The 15,093-nt window shown below is 66.6% G+C and carries 16 protein-coding genes; 4 read left to right on the forward strand and 12 right to left on the reverse strand.

Annotation, left to right across the window (positions count from 1 at the left end; translation table 11 throughout):
- Nucleotides 1-6 precede the first annotated feature (6 nt).
- From ON38_RS22095 to ON38_RS22140, 10 genes are read right to left on the reverse strand one after another with little or no spacing between them, the layout of a single operon-like run.
- The gene (locus ON38_RS22095) at nucleotides 7-1,188 is read right to left on the reverse strand and encodes an MCE family protein (RefSeq protein ID WP_039826833.1); all 1,182 of its coding nucleotides are present in this window, start codon (nucleotides 1,186-1,188) and stop codon (nucleotides 7-9) included.
- Entirely contained in the window at nucleotides 1,185-2,303 is a 1,119-nt protein-coding gene (locus ON38_RS22100) for an MCE family protein (RefSeq protein WP_039826834.1), read from the reverse strand. The genes ON38_RS22095 and ON38_RS22100 overlap by 4 nt, the downstream gene beginning before the upstream one ends.
- Nucleotides 2,300-3,400 (reverse strand): MCE family protein, encoded by a 1,101-nt coding sequence (locus tag ON38_RS22105; protein ID WP_051165058.1) that lies wholly within the window; start codon nucleotides 3,398-3,400, stop codon nucleotides 2,300-2,302. The genes ON38_RS22100 and ON38_RS22105 overlap by 4 nt, the downstream gene beginning before the upstream one ends.
- On the reverse strand, nucleotides 3,397-4,410 hold the full coding sequence (locus ON38_RS22110; protein WP_039826879.1) for an MCE family protein: 1,014 nt from the start codon (nucleotides 4,408-4,410) through the stop codon (nucleotides 3,397-3,399). Before ON38_RS22110 ends, ON38_RS22105 begins: the two co-directional genes overlap by 4 nt.
- A complete protein-coding gene (locus ON38_RS22115; protein ID WP_039826835.1) occupies nucleotides 4,410-5,432 on the reverse strand; it encodes an MCE family protein in 1,023 nt (340 codons plus the stop codon). Before ON38_RS22115 ends, ON38_RS22110 begins: the two co-directional genes overlap by 1 nt.
- On the reverse strand, nucleotides 5,432-6,970 hold the full coding sequence (locus ON38_RS22120) for an MlaD family protein (protein ID WP_039826836.1): 1,539 nt from the start codon (nucleotides 6,968-6,970) through the stop codon (nucleotides 5,432-5,434). Before ON38_RS22120 ends, ON38_RS22115 begins: the two co-directional genes overlap by 1 nt.
- A gap of 7 nt (nucleotides 6,971-6,977) precedes the next feature.
- Nucleotides 6,978-7,841, reverse strand: coding sequence for an ABC transporter permease (locus ON38_RS22125; RefSeq protein ID WP_039826837.1), 864 nt, complete (start codon nucleotides 7,839-7,841; stop codon nucleotides 6,978-6,980).
- A gap of 1 nt (nucleotide 7,842) precedes the next feature.
- Nucleotides 7,843-8,703: an MlaE family ABC transporter permease gene (locus ON38_RS22130; protein WP_039826838.1), complete on the reverse strand. Its 861-nt coding sequence runs from the start codon at nucleotides 8,701-8,703 to the stop codon at nucleotides 7,843-7,845.
- Nucleotides 8,697-8,912 (reverse strand): hypothetical protein, encoded by a 216-nt coding sequence (locus ON38_RS22135; RefSeq protein WP_039826839.1) that lies wholly within the window; start codon nucleotides 8,910-8,912, stop codon nucleotides 8,697-8,699. The genes ON38_RS22130 and ON38_RS22135 overlap by 7 nt, the downstream gene beginning before the upstream one ends.
- The gene (locus ON38_RS22140) at nucleotides 8,912-9,136 is read right to left on the reverse strand and encodes a hypothetical protein (RefSeq protein ID WP_039826840.1); all 225 of its coding nucleotides are present in this window, start codon (nucleotides 9,134-9,136) and stop codon (nucleotides 8,912-8,914) included. Before ON38_RS22140 ends, ON38_RS22135 begins: the two co-directional genes overlap by 1 nt.
- Nucleotides 9,137-9,412: 276 nt before the next feature.
- On the opposite strand from ON38_RS22140, the gene ON38_RS22145 reads away from it, so the two are divergent.
- A complete protein-coding gene (locus ON38_RS22145; RefSeq protein WP_039826841.1) occupies nucleotides 9,413-10,345 on the forward strand; it encodes an oxygenase MpaB family protein in 933 nt (310 codons plus the stop codon).
- 9 nt (nucleotides 10,346-10,354) lie between these two features.
- Here ON38_RS22145 and ON38_RS22150 read toward each other — a convergent pair whose 3' ends face one another.
- Complete coding sequence (locus tag ON38_RS22150) at nucleotides 10,355-11,245, reverse strand: Vgb family protein (protein ID WP_039826842.1); 891 nt, start codon at nucleotides 11,243-11,245, stop codon at nucleotides 10,355-10,357.
- Entirely contained in the window at nucleotides 11,242-11,754 is a 513-nt protein-coding gene (locus tag ON38_RS36180) for a carboxymuconolactone decarboxylase family protein (protein ID WP_157181842.1), read from the reverse strand. The genes ON38_RS22150 and ON38_RS36180 overlap by 4 nt, the downstream gene beginning before the upstream one ends.
- 192 nt (nucleotides 11,755-11,946) lie before the next feature.
- On the opposite strand from ON38_RS36180, the gene ON38_RS22160 reads away from it, so the two are divergent.
- Genes ON38_RS22160 through ON38_RS22170 form a run of 3 tightly spaced genes read left to right on the forward strand, consistent with a single transcriptional unit; the run spans nucleotide 11,947 to nucleotide 15,058 of the window.
- Entirely contained in the window at nucleotides 11,947-13,269 is a 1,323-nt protein-coding gene (locus ON38_RS22160; RefSeq protein WP_245564154.1) for an ABC transporter substrate-binding protein, read from the forward strand.
- Nucleotides 13,266-14,216, forward strand: a complete 951-nt coding sequence (locus ON38_RS22165; protein WP_039826844.1) for a carbohydrate ABC transporter permease — start codon at nucleotides 13,266-13,268, stop codon at nucleotides 14,214-14,216. Before ON38_RS22160 ends, ON38_RS22165 begins: the two co-directional genes overlap by 4 nt.
- Entirely contained in the window at nucleotides 14,216-15,058 is an 843-nt protein-coding gene (locus ON38_RS22170) for a carbohydrate ABC transporter permease (protein ID WP_039826845.1), read from the forward strand. Before ON38_RS22165 ends, ON38_RS22170 begins: the two co-directional genes overlap by 1 nt.
- Nucleotides 15,059-15,093 lie beyond the last annotated feature (35 nt).

Consider the following 15,093-nt stretch of genomic DNA (forward strand, 5'->3'; position numbering starts at 1 on the left):
TACTCCTCAACGGCCCGGAATCGGGCGGGACAGTTCGTCACCGCTGACGCCGGGCGGTGGTCCGGCGGTGTTGTCGGGCACGTTCGGCCGGGGCGCGTTGGCCGAACCACGCACCTGCAACGCCGGATCATCGGTCACACAGTAGTTGTACAAACGCACCCTGGTATCGGCCGTGCGCTCGGTCGGGACCAGCGGAATGGTGTTGTATTCGCAGGTGGGCCGCGGCCAGATGTCCACCAGCGTATGGAAGATCCCGTCGTGTACCGGCACGTTCAACGCCGCGGTACCCGCCCGCAGGGCCGGGAACAGCGCCGCGATCGCCGGTTGCCGCAGTTTCGCGGCCCGGGTGATGGCCACGAAGTTGGTGACCAGATTCGTGATCGGGTCCGTGGTCTCGGTGACGAACCCGCCCAGGGTGGCCAGCTGCCCGGGCGTGAGGTCCAGCAACCGCCGCACTTCCTGGTCGGCCGCGGTGAGCTGCTGGAAAAGCGCCCCGGCGGAACCGGTCAGGGTCCCGAGGTCGGGTTGGGCGTACTGCGTGGTATCGGCGATCACGGTGAGGTTCTCGATGAGCTGCCGCGTCTGCGGCAGCAGACCCTCCAGCCCCGCCATGGCGCGACTGATCCCGGAGATCATATTGCGCAACCGGTCCGGTCCCCCGGCCAGCGCCTTGTCCAGTTCGTCGACGATCACCGTGAGCCGCTCGGGATTGAGTCCGCTGATCATCGCGCTCATATTCGACAGCAGCGAATGGGTGGTCACCGGGATCCGGGTGCGCGCCACCTCGACCCGGTCACCGTCGCGCAGGTAGGGGCCGGTATCGGCGTCGGGCCGGAAGTCCAGGTACTGCTCGCCCACCGCCGAGAGCCGCCCGACCACCACGGTGCCGCCCACCGGAATATCTACCGCGGAATCGATTTCGGCGACGGCCTCGATCCCGGTCTCCGAAACCCGGACATCGGCGACCCGCCCCACGCGGGAGCCGCGGAAATTGACATCGTTGTCCGCGAGCAACCCGCCGGACCCGGCCAGTTCGACCGTCACCCGGTAGGTGCTGCCGGGCAGCAGATTGATCCGCAGCACCTCGGCGCCCAGATACCCGCACCCCACGACCAGCACCACGACCAGGCCGAGATTGGCCACGCCGACCCGATGCCGGACCAGCCAGTTCCACAACGGAATGTTCATCGCGGGCCCTCCTGCGGCGCCGGACCGGGCTGCGGCGGACTGGCCAGCCGGCCCTGGATCTTCTGCAGCACCTGTGCGAGGCTGCCGATGAAGGCCGGCACATCCGACCCGTCCGGCAGCCGGCTGCGCGACGGATCGGTCAGCGCGCCGACGCTCAGGTAGGAGACCCGGGCCGCGACGGCCAGGGTCGGGCCCTCGAAGGACTGTTCCAGGGACGGGTACAGCGCGTGCAGGCCGTCGAGCGTCTGTCGCAGATTGTCGCCCATCGCCGTGAAACCACCCATGAGCCGCCGGATGCTGTCGAACAGGCTGACGAATTCCGGGCCGGTGGTATCGCTGAAATCGCCCAGCGCCGACATGGTCACCGAGATCTTCTGGATCAGCGAGGTGATGTCCCGGTTGTTCTCCGCCACCAGCCCCAGCAGATCGGGGAAGGTGTCCGCGGCCATCCCCAATTCCTGTTTACGCGCCGCGAGTTCGCCGGTGAGCGTATCGACCCCGTGCAGCACACTGTCGATATCGGCGGTCCGGGCATTCAGCGCGCTCAGCACCTGGGTCATCTCGGTGATCAGATGGCCCAGCTGCGGGGCGCGCCCGGCGAACATCGAATCCATTTCGGCGGTGATCCGCGCCGCCTGGTTCAACCCGCCACCGTTGAGCAGCAGCGATACCGACATCATGAGTTCTTCCACCGAGGCGCCGGCGCCGGTGTGATCGGTATCGATCACATCGCCTTCGCCCAGCAGCACCGCGCCGGGTTCCTCCCGGGGCAGGGTCAGGGCGACGAAGATATCGCCGAGCGGCGTCCCCTGCCGCAGTTCCGCGGTGGTCCCGCGCGGTAACCGGATGTCCTCGCGGATGAGCATGTCCACATCGGCGATGAAATCGGTGGTGGAGATATCGGTGACCACCCCGATATCGGTGCCGCCGATCTTCACGTGAGCGCGGTCGGGCAGGTTGAGCGCGTCGGCGAACCGCACACGCAAGGTGTATCCCGGCCCGCCGATACCCGGTTCCGGCATCGGCACGTTCTGCACCGTCAGCGCCCCGCACCCCGGTACCGCCAGCACCGCCGCGGTCAGCAGAACCGCCAACCTTGCGTGCATCCTCTTCATTGCGTCATCCCCAGCAGCGCGGCGGTGATCCCGAAATCCGGTCCGAAATCCTGGATCCGGCCGGTGCGGCAACCGTCGGAGCGCATCTGCACCCGCTCGCAGAAGGTGGACAGCACCTCGTTGTCGAGCAGTGCCTTGTCCAGCAACGCGTGCACCCGGAAGGCCTGGTGTTCGTGGCTCACGCCGTTGGCGAGGTTCTCGAAGAACAGCGGTCCCACGTCCACCAGTTCGGTCAGGCCGCGGGCATTGGCCCGCATCTGCGCGGTGATGGTGACGAACCGTTGCAACGCCCCGGCGAGCTGGTCGCGGTTCTCCCCGACCAGCGTCGAGGTGTTGTTCACGAAATCGTTCAGCTGGATCAGCACCGCGTGCAGGCCCGGCGACTGATCCCCCATCAGCTGTAGCAGTTCGGTCAGCCGGGCACTGAAATCGCGCACGGTCTGATCGTTCTGGGCGACGACCTGGGTGATCTCGTTCAGTTCGATGATGGTGTTGGCGATCTGGTCCTTGTTGGCGAAGGTCACCTCGAAGGCGGCCGACAGGTTGTCGAGGGTTTCGCGCAACCGATCGCCGTTACCCTCGAGCAGTGGGAACAGCACCCGGCTGGCCAGCGGCCCGGCCTCGCTGTCGCCTTTGAGCGCGGCGCCGAGCTGGTCGAAATTGTCCAGGATGCGGTCCAGTTCCACCGGGACCCGGGTGCGTTCCAGCGGAATATGCGCCCCGTCGACGAGTTTCGGGCCGGTACCGCTGTAAGCGGGAGCCAGTTCGACGTGCCGGTTGGTGATCAGCTGCGGCGAGATGAGCGCGGCCATGGCATCGGCGGGCACGTCGACGTTCTTGTCCAGGGCCATGGTGACCTCGACGTAACTGCCGCGCGGTGTCACCGTCTCGACCCGGCCGACCGGTACCCCGAGCACCGCGACCTCGTTCCCGGCGTACAGGCCGGCCACGTTCTCGAAATCGGCGCTGATCCGGACGTGCTCGCCCAGATACTGTTCCGGTAGTCCCGCGATACTGTCGGGCAGCACCGAGCAGCCCGCCGCGCACAGTCCGGCGACACCGGCCGCGAGCACCCGCGCGAATATGCGTAGGTTCACTTTCCACACCCCTGTACGACCTGTGCGAAACACAGCCAGTTGTCCGGCAGGAACCAGGGCGCCCACACATCGGCGTAGGGCCCGTTGCCGATCACATTGTTGAACTGCCGCAGCGACACCGGCAGGATCTCGTAGAGCCGGTCCAGATTGTCCCGGTTCTTCTCCAGGCCCTGGGTCATCGTGTTCAGATTCTGGATCAGCGGGCCGAGCTGCCCGTTGTTCTCCAGACCCATATCGCGCAGCAGACCCGACAGCGCGGCGACATTGTCCAGTAACCGGCGCAGCAGGTCCTGGCGCAGGGCCACCGCGTTACCGATCGCCTCCCCGCGGGTGAGCAGCATCAGCACACTGTTCTGATTGTCGGCGACCAGCTGGGAGACCTGATCCATGCTCTGCAGCAGAGTGTCCACCTCGTCGCGCCGGGCATTGATCACCTTCGCCAGCGCACCGATCGAATCCAGCGCGGTCACCGCGAGTTCCGGGGAATCACCCATCTGCTGGGAGAAGACGTCCAGCGCCTGCCGCAGTTTGTCCGGATCGATGCGCTCGATCCGCTCGAACGACGAGGTGTACTTCGGATCCTGGATGACCTTGGCCAGGTTGTACGGAACCGAAGTGTTGGCCAGCGGGATGCGGCCGTCCGCCGATTCCTCTCCCGAACCGGGCACCAGTTCGATATGCATGCGGCCGAGAATGGTCGACATCTTTATCGCTGCACGCGCATCGGTGGCCACCCGGATATCGCGGCTGATCTTCATCACGACCTCGACCCTGTCGCCGGCCAGGCGCACCGAACGCACCTCGCCGACCTCGATCCCGGAGACGTCCACCGTCGCGCCCGCGCGCATTCCGGCCGCCTGCGCGAATTCCGCGGTCACGGTCTTGTCGCCGAGCCGAAGTTGGGAGAGCACACTCGAGCCGACGACCAGCGCGGCCACCGCCGCCGCGGCGAGCAACCCCTGCCACAGGAACCGGTTCTTCGCGAAGGCCGGACGACGCAACCGGGGCATCAGCGGCACACCTCCGTCTGCGAATCGCCACCGATCTGGGAGAACAGGCCCGGCGGCAGCAGAACTCCCCACAGCGAGACGTCCAGATTGCAGATATAGGCATTGCCGTAGGCACCGTAGCCGGTGAAGCGGGCCAGGCCGTTGAGTACGTTCGGCAGTTCGACCGCGGCCTGATCCAGGGCGGCTCCGTTGAACAGCAGCAGTTCCACCGCGGTGGTCGCCTGGTCCTGGGCGGAGGCGATATCGGGTTTGACCGAGCCGATCAGCGCGGTCAGCGAATCGGTGGAGTACGCCACCTGATCGACCGAACTCTTCAGCGTCTCGCCCTCGGCATACAGCGCGTCCATCAGGCCTCTCGTCTGGGTGATCAGTGTCTCCAACTCCTGGCTGCGATTGGCCAGCCCGGCGATCACACTGCTGAGATTGGTGATCACCGCGCCGAGGATCTCGTCGCGCTGACCGAAGGTGTTCGCCAGTTCGGCCGCCTGGGTGATCAGGGCGCTCAGCGAGACACCGTCACCCTGAAGGGCCTGGATCAAGGTGTCCGACAGGGAATTGACCTGGTCGGGCTGGAGGACGCTGAACAGCGGTTCGAACCCGGACAGCAGCGCCGACACATCGAAGGACGGTTCGGTGCGCTCGACCGGGATATGCGAACCGGCCGGTATCTCGGCGCCTCTCTCCTGCCCCGGCAGCAGCGCGATATAGCGCTGGCCGATCAGGTTCTGGTACCGCACCAGCGCTTTGGTGGTATCGGTGAGCCGCTGCCTGGCCTCGACGCGCAGGACCAGCCGGGCCTTGTAATCGTCTTCGAATTCGATCGCGTCGACCCGGCCCACCCGCACCCCGGCCATGCGCACGTCGTCACCGACCCGCACCCCCATCACATCGGTGAAGGTGGCCGAATAGGTCTCGGTCTCCCCCGGCACCGACCGTTGCAGCGTGGACCAGATGGTGAACGTCAGCACGATCGCGACCACGGCGAAGATACTGAAACCGGCAATTGTCCGCGCCAGGCGCATCAGGCCTCCCCGTCGGAGTAGACATCGATCGTGCCGCCCGCCAGCACGGGTGTGAGCAGCAGCAGTTCGGCCGCGGTGGGTTGTCTGCCGAGCAGCGCGGCGACGGCGGCGTGACCGCGCAACTGCGCGATCGGCGCCCCGGCAGGAGCCGGTTGGCCGGGCACCGCCGGTTGGCCGGGCACCGCCGGTTGGCCGGGCACCGCCGGTTGGCCGGGCACCGCCGGTTGGCCGGGCACCGCCGGTTGGCCGGGCACCGCCGGTTGGCCGGGCACCGGGCCGGTGGGAAACAGCGGCGTGGTGATCCCTGGGATGACGGGCAGACCGGGTAGCGCCGGGAGCCCGGGCAGCAGCGGCACGGCGGGAGCCTGCGCCGGCGCGGGTATCCCCGGAATCTGCGGTTGCGGTTTCGGTCCCGCCCCCTCGACCCAGCCGGGCAGCAGCGTCGGCGGATACTCCTGCGGCGGCGCGACCTGCGGCACCGAGGGACCGCCACAGCGCGGGCCGGCCATCTCGCCGTAGCGCGGGCAATCCTTCGCCGTGTACTGCTGGAACGGCGTGAACGATACGTCCAGGCTCCAGCGCATCTGCCGTTGCGCACCCCAGCCGAACGCTCCCGAGAGCTTCCCCAGGGCCGCGTTGAGGTTGGCCACCGCGGTGGGGATCGCCTCCGGGTCCTGCGCCAGCGACCCGAAGAGCCCGTCGAGGCCGGGCACCAGATCCTTGGCCGCGTCGGGATTGCGGGCGAACAGCTCGTTCACCGAATCCACCGCGCCACCGGCATTGGCGAGCATGGTGATCAGGTTTTCCCGGCGTTCGGTGAGGGTGCGGGCGGTGGTCACCGATTCCGAGAGCACACCGACGAGTTCGGGCGCGGACTGGCTCAGTGCCGTGGTGGCCCGGCCCAGATCACCGAGTAGATCGCCGACCCCCTCGATATGCCGGACCTCGGTAACCCATTTGTCCAACCGCTCGATCGTCGAACCGGGCGCCCGGGCGCCGGGGTCCAGCGCTTCGGAGAAGGTGGCCAGGACCCGGCCGAGCTTCTCCGGCTGGATATTGTCCAGCACGTTGCGCAGCACGGTGAGTGTCGTCTGCAACTGCACCGTGCCGGCGCTGGTGTCCTCCGGGATCTGCGCGCCCGCGGCCAGCCGGCCGGGCGCGGCACCGTTGTCCACGAGTTCGATTCCGGTGACACCGAACAGGTTGTTCGGGATCACCCGGGCGGTCACGGTATCGGGAATGGTCGGCGCGATCCGGGGGTCCAGATCGATCCGGACCTGTTGCCGTTGTCCGGCGGCCACCACATCCACGGCGGTCACCGCGCCCACCACCATGCCCCGGAACTTCACATCCGCACGTTCGGGCAAACCGTCACCGGTGCTGGTGAGCACGGCGTCGACCGGGACCCGGTCCTCGAACCGGCCGGTGTAGCGCAGGCCGAGTAGGCCCAGCAGCACCGCCACCAGCGTGATCATCGCCAGACCGGCCACCGTCATATGCCACGGGCGCGGCCCGCGGCCGCTGTGATCGATGAACATCGCCGCGTCACCCCGAAATCCGGAAGCCGGGGTCGATACCCCAGATGGCCAAGGTCAGGAAAAGGTTCGCGAACACCATCACGACGATCACCATCTTGATCGCCTGCCCGGCCGCCACTCCCACGCCTTCGGGCCCGCCGGTGGCGAAGAATCCGTAGTAACACTGGATATAGGTCGCCAGCAGGACGAACACCACGACCTTGAGGAGCGAGAAGAAGAGGTCCGGTCCGATGAGGAACTGGAAGAAGTAGTGGTCGTAGGTACCCGCCGAGGTACCGCCCAGCAGCAGCACCGACAGTTTCGTGGCCAGATACGCGACCGCCAGTCCGACGCTGTACAGCGGGATGATGGTGACGGTGGCCGCGATCATCCGGGTACTCACCAGATACGGCAGGGGCCGGATGGCGATGGATTCCAGCGCGTCGATCTCCTCGGCGATCCGCATGGACCCCAGCTGCGCGGTGAATCGGCAGCCAGCCTGGATCGCGAACGCGAGCGTGGCAAGAATCGGCGCTAACTCCCGGGTGGTCGCGAAGCCGGAGATGGCCCCGGTGAGCGGACCCATGGTCAGCAGGTTCAACGCGCTGAAGGCCTCCATTCCCACGGTGATCCCGCCGAAACCACACAGGATGATCACCACCCCGACCGTTCCGCCGCCCACGACGAGCGAGCCGTTGCCCCAGCCCACGTCGGCGGTCAGCCGCAGCACTTCCTTGCGATAGTGCTTCAGCACGAACGGAATCGCGACCAGCGCCTGCACGAAAGTGATGCCCTGGTGACCGAGACGGCGGTTGGCGGCGATGGGCACCGCCGCCGCCGAGGTCACCATCCGGACCGGTTTGAGCGCCGGTGGCGTGTACGGAGTGCCCACCTCAGATCACCTTCGTCGGGAAGACGGTGTTGTACACCTGCGTGATGATGATGTTGGTGGCGAACAGCATGAGCGCCGAGGAGACGACCGCCGAGTTCACCGCGTCGGCCACACCTCCGGGCCCGCCTTTGGCGTGTAATCCGATATCGCAGGCGATGATCGCGGTCAGCACCCCGAAGATCGCCGATTTCACCAGCGCCACCGCCATATCGTTGGCGACGGCGAACGAGGCGAACGAGCCGATGAACGAGCCCGGCGTCCCCGACTGCGCGTAGACGTTGAACATATAGGCGGTCGCGAAACCGACGAACACGATGAACCCGCACAACAGCATGCTCACCACCACGGCCGCCACCAGCCGTGGCGCCACGAGTCTGCGAACAGGGTTGACCCCCATCACCATCATGGCGTCGATCTCCTCGCGGATGGTGCGGGAACCGAGATCGGCGCAGATGGCCGAACCCACCGCTCCCGCGATCATGAGCGAGGTGACCAGCGGCGCGCCCTGCCGGATGATGCCCAGGCCGGCCACGGCGCCGATGAAGGTGGTGGCGCCGACCTGGTTCACCAGCGCGCCGATCTGGATCGAGACCACCACCGCGATGGGCATGGCGACGAAGATGGTGGGCGCGGCGGACACATTGGCCATGAACGCGCACTGTTTGGCGAACTCCTCGAACGGGAAGCGCCTCGACAGGATCGCTTTCACGGTCTCCACCACGGCCTCGCGCCCCAGGGTCACCTGCCGGCCGAGGGTTTCCAGGGAACGCTGTGGATGCCGCCGCCACAGTCCTCTGAGGTCGTCGACCGCCTGCTCGAGGTCGGTGCCCTGCGCCGGCTGCTCCGGTCCGGTGGTCACCATGGCAGGCCCGGGCCGTTCGTCTCGAGGTCACCGGTCAGGTACTCCTGCAACAGCACGAACCCGGCGCCCACCACAGTGAATCCCGCGGCGAGGACACAGAGCAGCGCGAGCCAGAGACCGAATCGCAGAATCGGATTCACCTTCATCCGCCCACCGAGGATCTTGACGACGATCACCAGGATGTCGATGAGCCATACCAGCGTCATCATCAGGTCATCGTCACGTTCGCGAAGGTGAGCACGGGCCAGCACACGATGGAACCGAGGAACGAGATGATCACGTCCAGACCGTGCATCTCACGCAGATGCGCTGTGTGCGTGAGTGTCCAGACGATCCCGATGAGCCCGTAGGGAATGCCGAGGATGATCAGGGTCCCGAGAAACTCGGACACCTTCATCTCGTAGCTGAACAGTCGATCCAGCCGCTTGAGCATAGTGCGTTCCTTCCTTGACCGGCCGCTGACGCACCCTCCCCGCGGGGGAACGTCTGAGACGGTCGGGTCGGACCGGTATGTTACGCAGAATTCCGTCCTCTACGGAAGCTTTTGAGGAAGATTCCCGATCCGGTAACGCCGCTCGACACCTGTTCTCGGCGTGTTTCACACCTCAGGCTATGAGACATAAGTTAGCGACTGTTCAGTGATACCAACTGACTGTCGGAAGAATTTGGAGTAACTTAGAACACACTGGACACCCATGGAAGGACCCCCATGACCGCCGCCGCACACTCCCGGCAAACCGACGCCGCACCCGCTTCGGGGCCGGCCGATCAGCCGCGGCTGACCACCGAGCAGACGCGCATCCGGATCGCCGCCACCCATCGTCCCTTCACCAAACGGCCGCTGAAACTCACCGATGCCCTGGACTTCTGGCAGTTCGCGGGCGCCGCCGCGAACGTCATCATGCAGATGGCGCGTCCCGGCGTCGGCTACGGCGTCGCCGAGAGCAAGGTGGAATCGGGTTCACTGATGAAGCGGCCGTGGAAACGCGCCCGCACCACCACCCAGTACCTGGCCGTGGCCATCCTCGGCGACGAGGAGGAGAAGAAGGCCTTCCGGGAAGCGGTGAACGGCGCCCATCGCCAGGTACGGTCCGCCCCGGGCGCCCCGGTGAAATACAACGCCTTCGACCGCGAACTCCAACTCTGGGTCGCGGCCTGCCTGTACATCGGCTTCGAGGACACCTACCAGCTGCTCGCCGGCCGGATGAGCCCCGAACAGAACGAGGCGTTCTACCGGTCTTCGTCCTCCCTGGGCACAACGCTGCAGGTCACCGAGGATATGTGGCCGGCCACCCGGGCCGAATTCGACGACTACTGGAACACCGCCTGCGAACAGGCGGTACTCGACGACTTCGTCCGCTCCTACCTCGACGACCTGCTGAATCTGCGCATGATCCACTGGTATCTGCGCATACCCTTCCGCGGTCTGCTCCGATTCCTCACCATCGGATTCCTGAGTCCCTACTTCCGTGAGCAGATGCGGGTGGAATGGACCGACGCCGACCAGCGGCGATTCGAGAACCTCTTCCTCTTCGTCGGATTCGTGAACCGATTCATCCCCCGCTTCCTGCGGCACGGCGGAAGTCACGCCCTGATGGCCGACGTCCGCCGCCGCATCGCGAAGCAGAAGAACCTCATCTGACCACCCGCGTCATCGCGCGACGCGGGCGACCGCTCCGATCTCCAGTGCCGTCCACACCGCGCCGTCGGGACCCAGGGTGATGCCGTGCGGTTCGGATGCCGGGGTGGGCAGGTCGTATTCGGTGATGGCGCCGGCGGGATCGATCCGTCCGATCCGGTCGGCTCCCCATTCGGTGAACCAGCAGTCACCGGCCACCGACGCGGTGATGGCGTGGGGTTTCGCCGCGGGGTCGGGCAACGGGAACATCGTCATCGCGCCACCGGGCTCGATGCGGCCGATCCGGCCCGCGGCGATATCGACGAACCAGACGGCGTCGGGTCCGCTGGTGATGCCCACGGGTGCGCCCGGGTCGGGTAGCGGGTAATGGGTGATGTTGCCGTCGAGATCGATCCGTCCGATGGCGTTGGCTCGGTTGAGGGTGAACCACAGTGCGCCGTCCGGACCGCGGGTGATCATGGACGGGAAGCCGCCCTGGACAGGGAGGTCGACGTGGGTGACCTGGCCGTCGGGGGTGATACGGCCGACGCGGTCGGTGTTCATCTCGGTGAACCACATGGCCTCGTCCGGCCCGGCGCAGATCCCGAACGGGCCGTTGCCCTCCGATAGGCGGAACGCTGTCACGACCCCACCGGTGGTGATACGCCCGATGTGATCGTCACCGGTTCGGGCGAACCACAGGGCGTCGTCCGCGCCCGCGGCGATGACGGTCGGCCGACATCCGGTAGGGCCCGCCGACCAGCGGTCGAGCACCCCGTCGACGGTCAGGCGCGCGATCTCGCCGCTGTGCACCAGCGTGATCCAGAGCGCGCCGTCGGCACCCGCGGTGATGCCGTAGGGCCCCGCCGCGGCGTCGGCCACCGAGAACTCCTGGACGACGCGACTTTCGGCATTCTGTGTCATCGATGGCCCTTTCCCGCACCGCCGGTCAGGCGCACGCCGACTTCGGTCCCCGGCACAAGCCGACACTGTGCCCACCGGAGCCGCCACCACGCAACTCTTTTTCGGCGCCGGATCCGGATCCTCTCGCACACCGCGACCGGGAGCTGCCCTGATCGACGGAGGCGCATCTGTACCACCGCGATCTGCGCCCCTGTCCTCGTCACGTCCACAAATGGAACGTTTCGTCCCGCCGGGCAGCCCACTACGTTCCCCAGGCCGACACCGGGCCCCATTGCTCGTCCGGGGCGCGGCCTGGCAGTTGCTGCCCGATGAGGGACGAAGAAGTTCACCTGGCCGATGATCATCGCGGGGTTGGCCAGGGATTTGTCGTCGTAGTGCTCGGCGGCCCGGGCGTAGACCACGCCGGGTACCCGCTCGCCCCGCACCGCCGGCAGCAGGACTGTTTCGACCAGGGCGAGTGCGGCACGTTCGAGTACGGCGAAGTAGGTGGCGTCGTCTGAATTCGCCACTGGACAACCCGCGAGAAGCGGGTGAGTCGTTCGGGTCGTTTCACACGGCGACGTTGGACAATCGCAGAAGCGGGCCTGCCTGGTCGTCCACCGGAAACGGAATGGGCGGCAGCAGCCGGTGTTCGATGCACGATTCGCGAGGTCCGGGGCTCGGACGATTTCGTGCGAGCGAACACGGGAGGTGATGGCGGCGTGAGTGGGCGAGGAATACCCCTCGGGCGGCGGGAATTCCTGCGCGCTGCCGGTGGCGTCGGCGCGGCGCTGGCGATTTCGGCACTCGGAGGGTGCGGCGACGACGGTGACGCACTCACATTCTTCTTCCAGGCCAATCCCGCCGAAGCCGACGGTCGGCAGCGTGTGATCGATGAATTCACCCGCAGGAATCCGGATATCCGGGTACGTACCCTGCTGTCCGGACCGGACCCGATGCAGCAGATGTTGACTTTCTGCGCGGGCGGCAAATGCCCCGATGTGCTGATGGCGTGGGAGCAGACCTATGCCGGTCTCGCCGACCGGGGGGTGCTGCTGGATCTGAACACCATGCTCGACCGCGATCCGGCCTTCGCCGCCGACCTGAGGTCGAGCGGGACCACGGCGCTGTACGACACCTTCGCTTTCGAAGGTGGGCAGTACGCGCTTCCGGAGCAGTGGTCGGGAAACTTCCTGTTCTGCAACAGGCGCATGTTCGACCGGGCCGGGCTGCGGCTTCCCGGCCGGTGGGAAGACGCGTGGAGCTTCACCGAGTTCCTCGATATCTGCCGCGCGCTCACCGCACGTGACCGGTCCGGCGAAGTCCGGCGGTGGGGGTTCGTCGATACCTGGGTGCCGCACTATTCCGCCGGTCTCTTCGCCGTCAACAACGGCGCCGAATGGGCGAGCCCGCGAACCGTCCCCGATCGATGCGACTTCGCCGGCGACGCCTTCATCGAAGGCGTCCAGTTCTATGCGGACCTGGCCAACAGGTATCACGTGGCGCCGAGCCCGGCCGATCAGCAGTCGATCTCGGCGATGGACCTGTTCACGCAGGGCAGAGCCGCGCTGACGATGGGCGGGCACTGGCGGTACCGCACCTTTTCCGAGGCCGACGACCTGGATTTCGATGTCACGGCCCTGCCGGCCGGGGCGGCGGGCGGCGGTTCGCGCTCTAATATCGGCACCACGGGCCTGGCCATCTCCGCCGACAGCCGCCGGAAGGAGCAGGCGTGGGAGTTCCTGAAATTCGCGGCCGGACCCGTCGGCCAGGCGGTCATCGCCGAAACCGGCCTTTTCGTACCGGTCCGGAATCCCGCGGTACGATCTTCCGGGTTCGCCGCGGCGCACAGCGATATCCACAATCTGGACATACTCGTCGACGGACCGGCGCGTTCCGCGCCGCTGCCGGTCACGGTGCAGTGGCCGCGAATCGACGCGCTGATGGACCGGTACATCGGTCGCGTCCTACGCGGCGCCGCACCGGCGACCTCCTTGGCCGACCGGCTCGCTCCCGAAGCCGACGAGGTACTGCGCAACCCATGACCACCACCGAGACCGGCATCGGGAAGAAGGCGGCACCGGAGGCCGCCACCGGGCGACGCCGCTCGGACCTGGCGCAGCGGCGGGCGCGGGCGGCACGACTGTTCATCGCCCCGAACCTGCTGGCGGTGGCGGTTTTCCTGATCTTTCCACTGGGCTTCTCGCTCTACCTGAGCTTCCACGAGTGGGATATGTTCGGGCCCTTCCGGTTCGTCGGGCTGCGGAATTTCCGGGAGCTACTCACCGCGGATCCGCTGTTCGCCATCGCGTTGCGGAACACGATCGTGTACACCCTCGGCACACTGATCCCCACCGTGTCGATAAGCCTTGTCGTCGCGGCGGCCCTGAACCAGGGCGTCAGGGGGACCGGCCTCTTCCGGACGGTCATGTTCCTGCCGCTGGCGATATCGAGCGTGGTGATGGCGGTGATCTGGCGTTTCGTGTTCGACACGAACAACGGGCTGCTCAATACGATGCTCGGCGGGCTCGGTATCGGTCCTGTTCCGTGGCTGGTCGAACCTCGGTGGGCGATGGTCTCGGTATGCATGGTCAGCGTATGGAAGAGCATTCCGTTCGCCACCGTCGTCCTGCTCGCCGCGATGCAGGGCGTCCCGCAGGACCTGTACGAAGCGGCGCGGATCGACGGAGCCGGTGCGGTCCGGCGATTCGTGTCGATCACCGTGCCGCTGACCCGGGGCGCGCTGTCCTTCGTCTTCGTCGTCTCGATCATCGACTCGGTACAGGCCTTCGACCAGATCTATGTACTCACCGGTGGCAACGGCGGCCCGGAAACAGGAACCTATGTATTCGGCATCATGATCTTCCAGAACGCGTTCGCGTTCGGTGACGCCGGCTACGCGTCGGCCATCGCCTGGCTGATCTTCGTGGTCCTGCTGGTGCTGACCGTCGGGCAATTGTGGTTCGCCCGCGAGAACGCGCCGGAGCGGTGATGGCGGACCCGGGCTGGAAGACCCGCGCCTGTATCCGGGCCGCCTCGCTCTACCTCGCGCTGATCGCGATGGCGTGGTGCGCTCTGCTGCCCGTCCTGTGGGCGTTGGCGGGCTCGGTGAAGAAACAATCCGAGGTGACCAGCCCGGCCCTGCTCCCCCGTGATCCGCAGTGGTCCAACTACCGCACCGTTTTCCAGGAGATGCCGTTCGGCCGGATGTTCCTCAACACCGTCCTCTACGCCGGCTGTGTCACCGCCGGCCAGGTCTTCTTCTGCTCACTGGCCGGGTACGCGTTCGCCCGGCTGCGCTTTCCCGGCCGCGATGTCCTGTTCGTGGCCTATCTGGCCACGCTCATGGTCCCGCTGACCGTGACCGTGGTGCCCCAGTTCCTGCTCATCCGAGTACTGGGCTTGACGGACACCCCCTGGGCCTTGATCCTGCCCGGACTGTTCGGCAGTGCGTTCGGCACCTACCTGATGCGGCAGTTCTTCCGCACCCTCCCCGTCGAACTCGAAGAGGCCGCCATCCTGGACGGCTGCTCCCCGTGGCAGATCTACTGGCGGGTCCTGCTGCCCAATGCCAAACCGGCGGTGATGGTTCTCGCCGTACTCACCTGGGTCGGTGTCTGGAACGATTTCCTGTGGCCGCTGGTGATGATCCAACGCCGGGAGATCTCCACCGTCACGCTGGGCCTGGTGTGGATGCAGGGCCAATACGTCTCGGATTGGCCGGTGTTGATGGCCGCGTCCATGCTGATCCTGCTACCGCTGGTCATCGTCTACGCGGTCGCCCAGAAGGCGTTCCTCCGCGGTATCAGCATGTCGGGTTTCGGGGGACGGTGACGAGGCGGGACCACGCCATTACCCGACGTCAAGTA

The sequence above is a fragment of the Nocardia testacea NBRC 100365 genome (assembly GCF_000308775.1).
Classification (GTDB): Bacteria; Actinomycetota; Actinomycetes; order Mycobacteriales; family Mycobacteriaceae; genus Nocardia; species Nocardia testacea.

What these genes read in the sequence shown, in the direction of transcription:
- ON38_RS22165 (WP_039826844.1), top strand. Translation starts at nt 13,266, where the DNA reads ATGACCACCACCGAGACCGGCATCGGGAAGAAGGCGGCACCGGAGGCC.
- ON38_RS22145 (WP_039826841.1), top strand. Translation starts at nt 9,413, where the DNA reads ATGACCGCCGCCGCACACTCCCGGCAAACCGACGCCGCACCCGCTTCG.
- ON38_RS22110 (WP_039826879.1), bottom strand. Translation starts at nt 4,410, where the DNA reads ATGCCCCGGTTGCGTCGTCCGGCCTTCGCGAAGAACCGGTTCCTGTGG.
- ON38_RS22095 (WP_039826833.1), bottom strand. Translation starts at nt 1,188, where the DNA reads ATGAACATTCCGTTGTGGAACTGGCTGGTCCGGCATCGGGTCGGCGTG.
- ON38_RS22100 (WP_039826834.1), bottom strand. Translation starts at nt 2,303, where the DNA reads ATGAAGAGGATGCACGCAAGGTTGGCGGTTCTGCTGACCGCGGCGGTG.
- ON38_RS22150 (WP_039826842.1), bottom strand. Translation starts at nt 11,245, where the DNA reads ATGACACAGAATGCCGAAAGTCGCGTCGTCCAGGAGTTCTCGGTGGCC.
- ON38_RS22115 (WP_039826835.1), bottom strand. Translation starts at nt 5,432, where the DNA reads ATGCGCCTGGCGCGGACAATTGCCGGTTTCAGTATCTTCGCCGTGGTC.
- ON38_RS22135 (WP_039826839.1), bottom strand. Translation starts at nt 8,912, where the DNA reads ATGATGACGCTGGTATGGCTCATCGACATCCTGGTGATCGTCGTCAAG.
- ON38_RS22170 (WP_039826845.1), top strand. Translation starts at nt 14,216, where the DNA reads ATGGCGGACCCGGGCTGGAAGACCCGCGCCTGTATCCGGGCCGCCTCG.
- ON38_RS22130 (WP_039826838.1), bottom strand. Translation starts at nt 8,703, where the DNA reads ATGGTGACCACCGGACCGGAGCAGCCGGCGCAGGGCACCGACCTCGAG.
- ON38_RS22140 (WP_039826840.1), bottom strand. Translation starts at nt 9,136, where the DNA reads ATGCTCAAGCGGCTGGATCGACTGTTCAGCTACGAGATGAAGGTGTCC.
- ON38_RS22120 (WP_039826836.1), bottom strand. Translation starts at nt 6,970, where the DNA reads ATGTTCATCGATCACAGCGGCCGCGGGCCGCGCCCGTGGCATATGACG.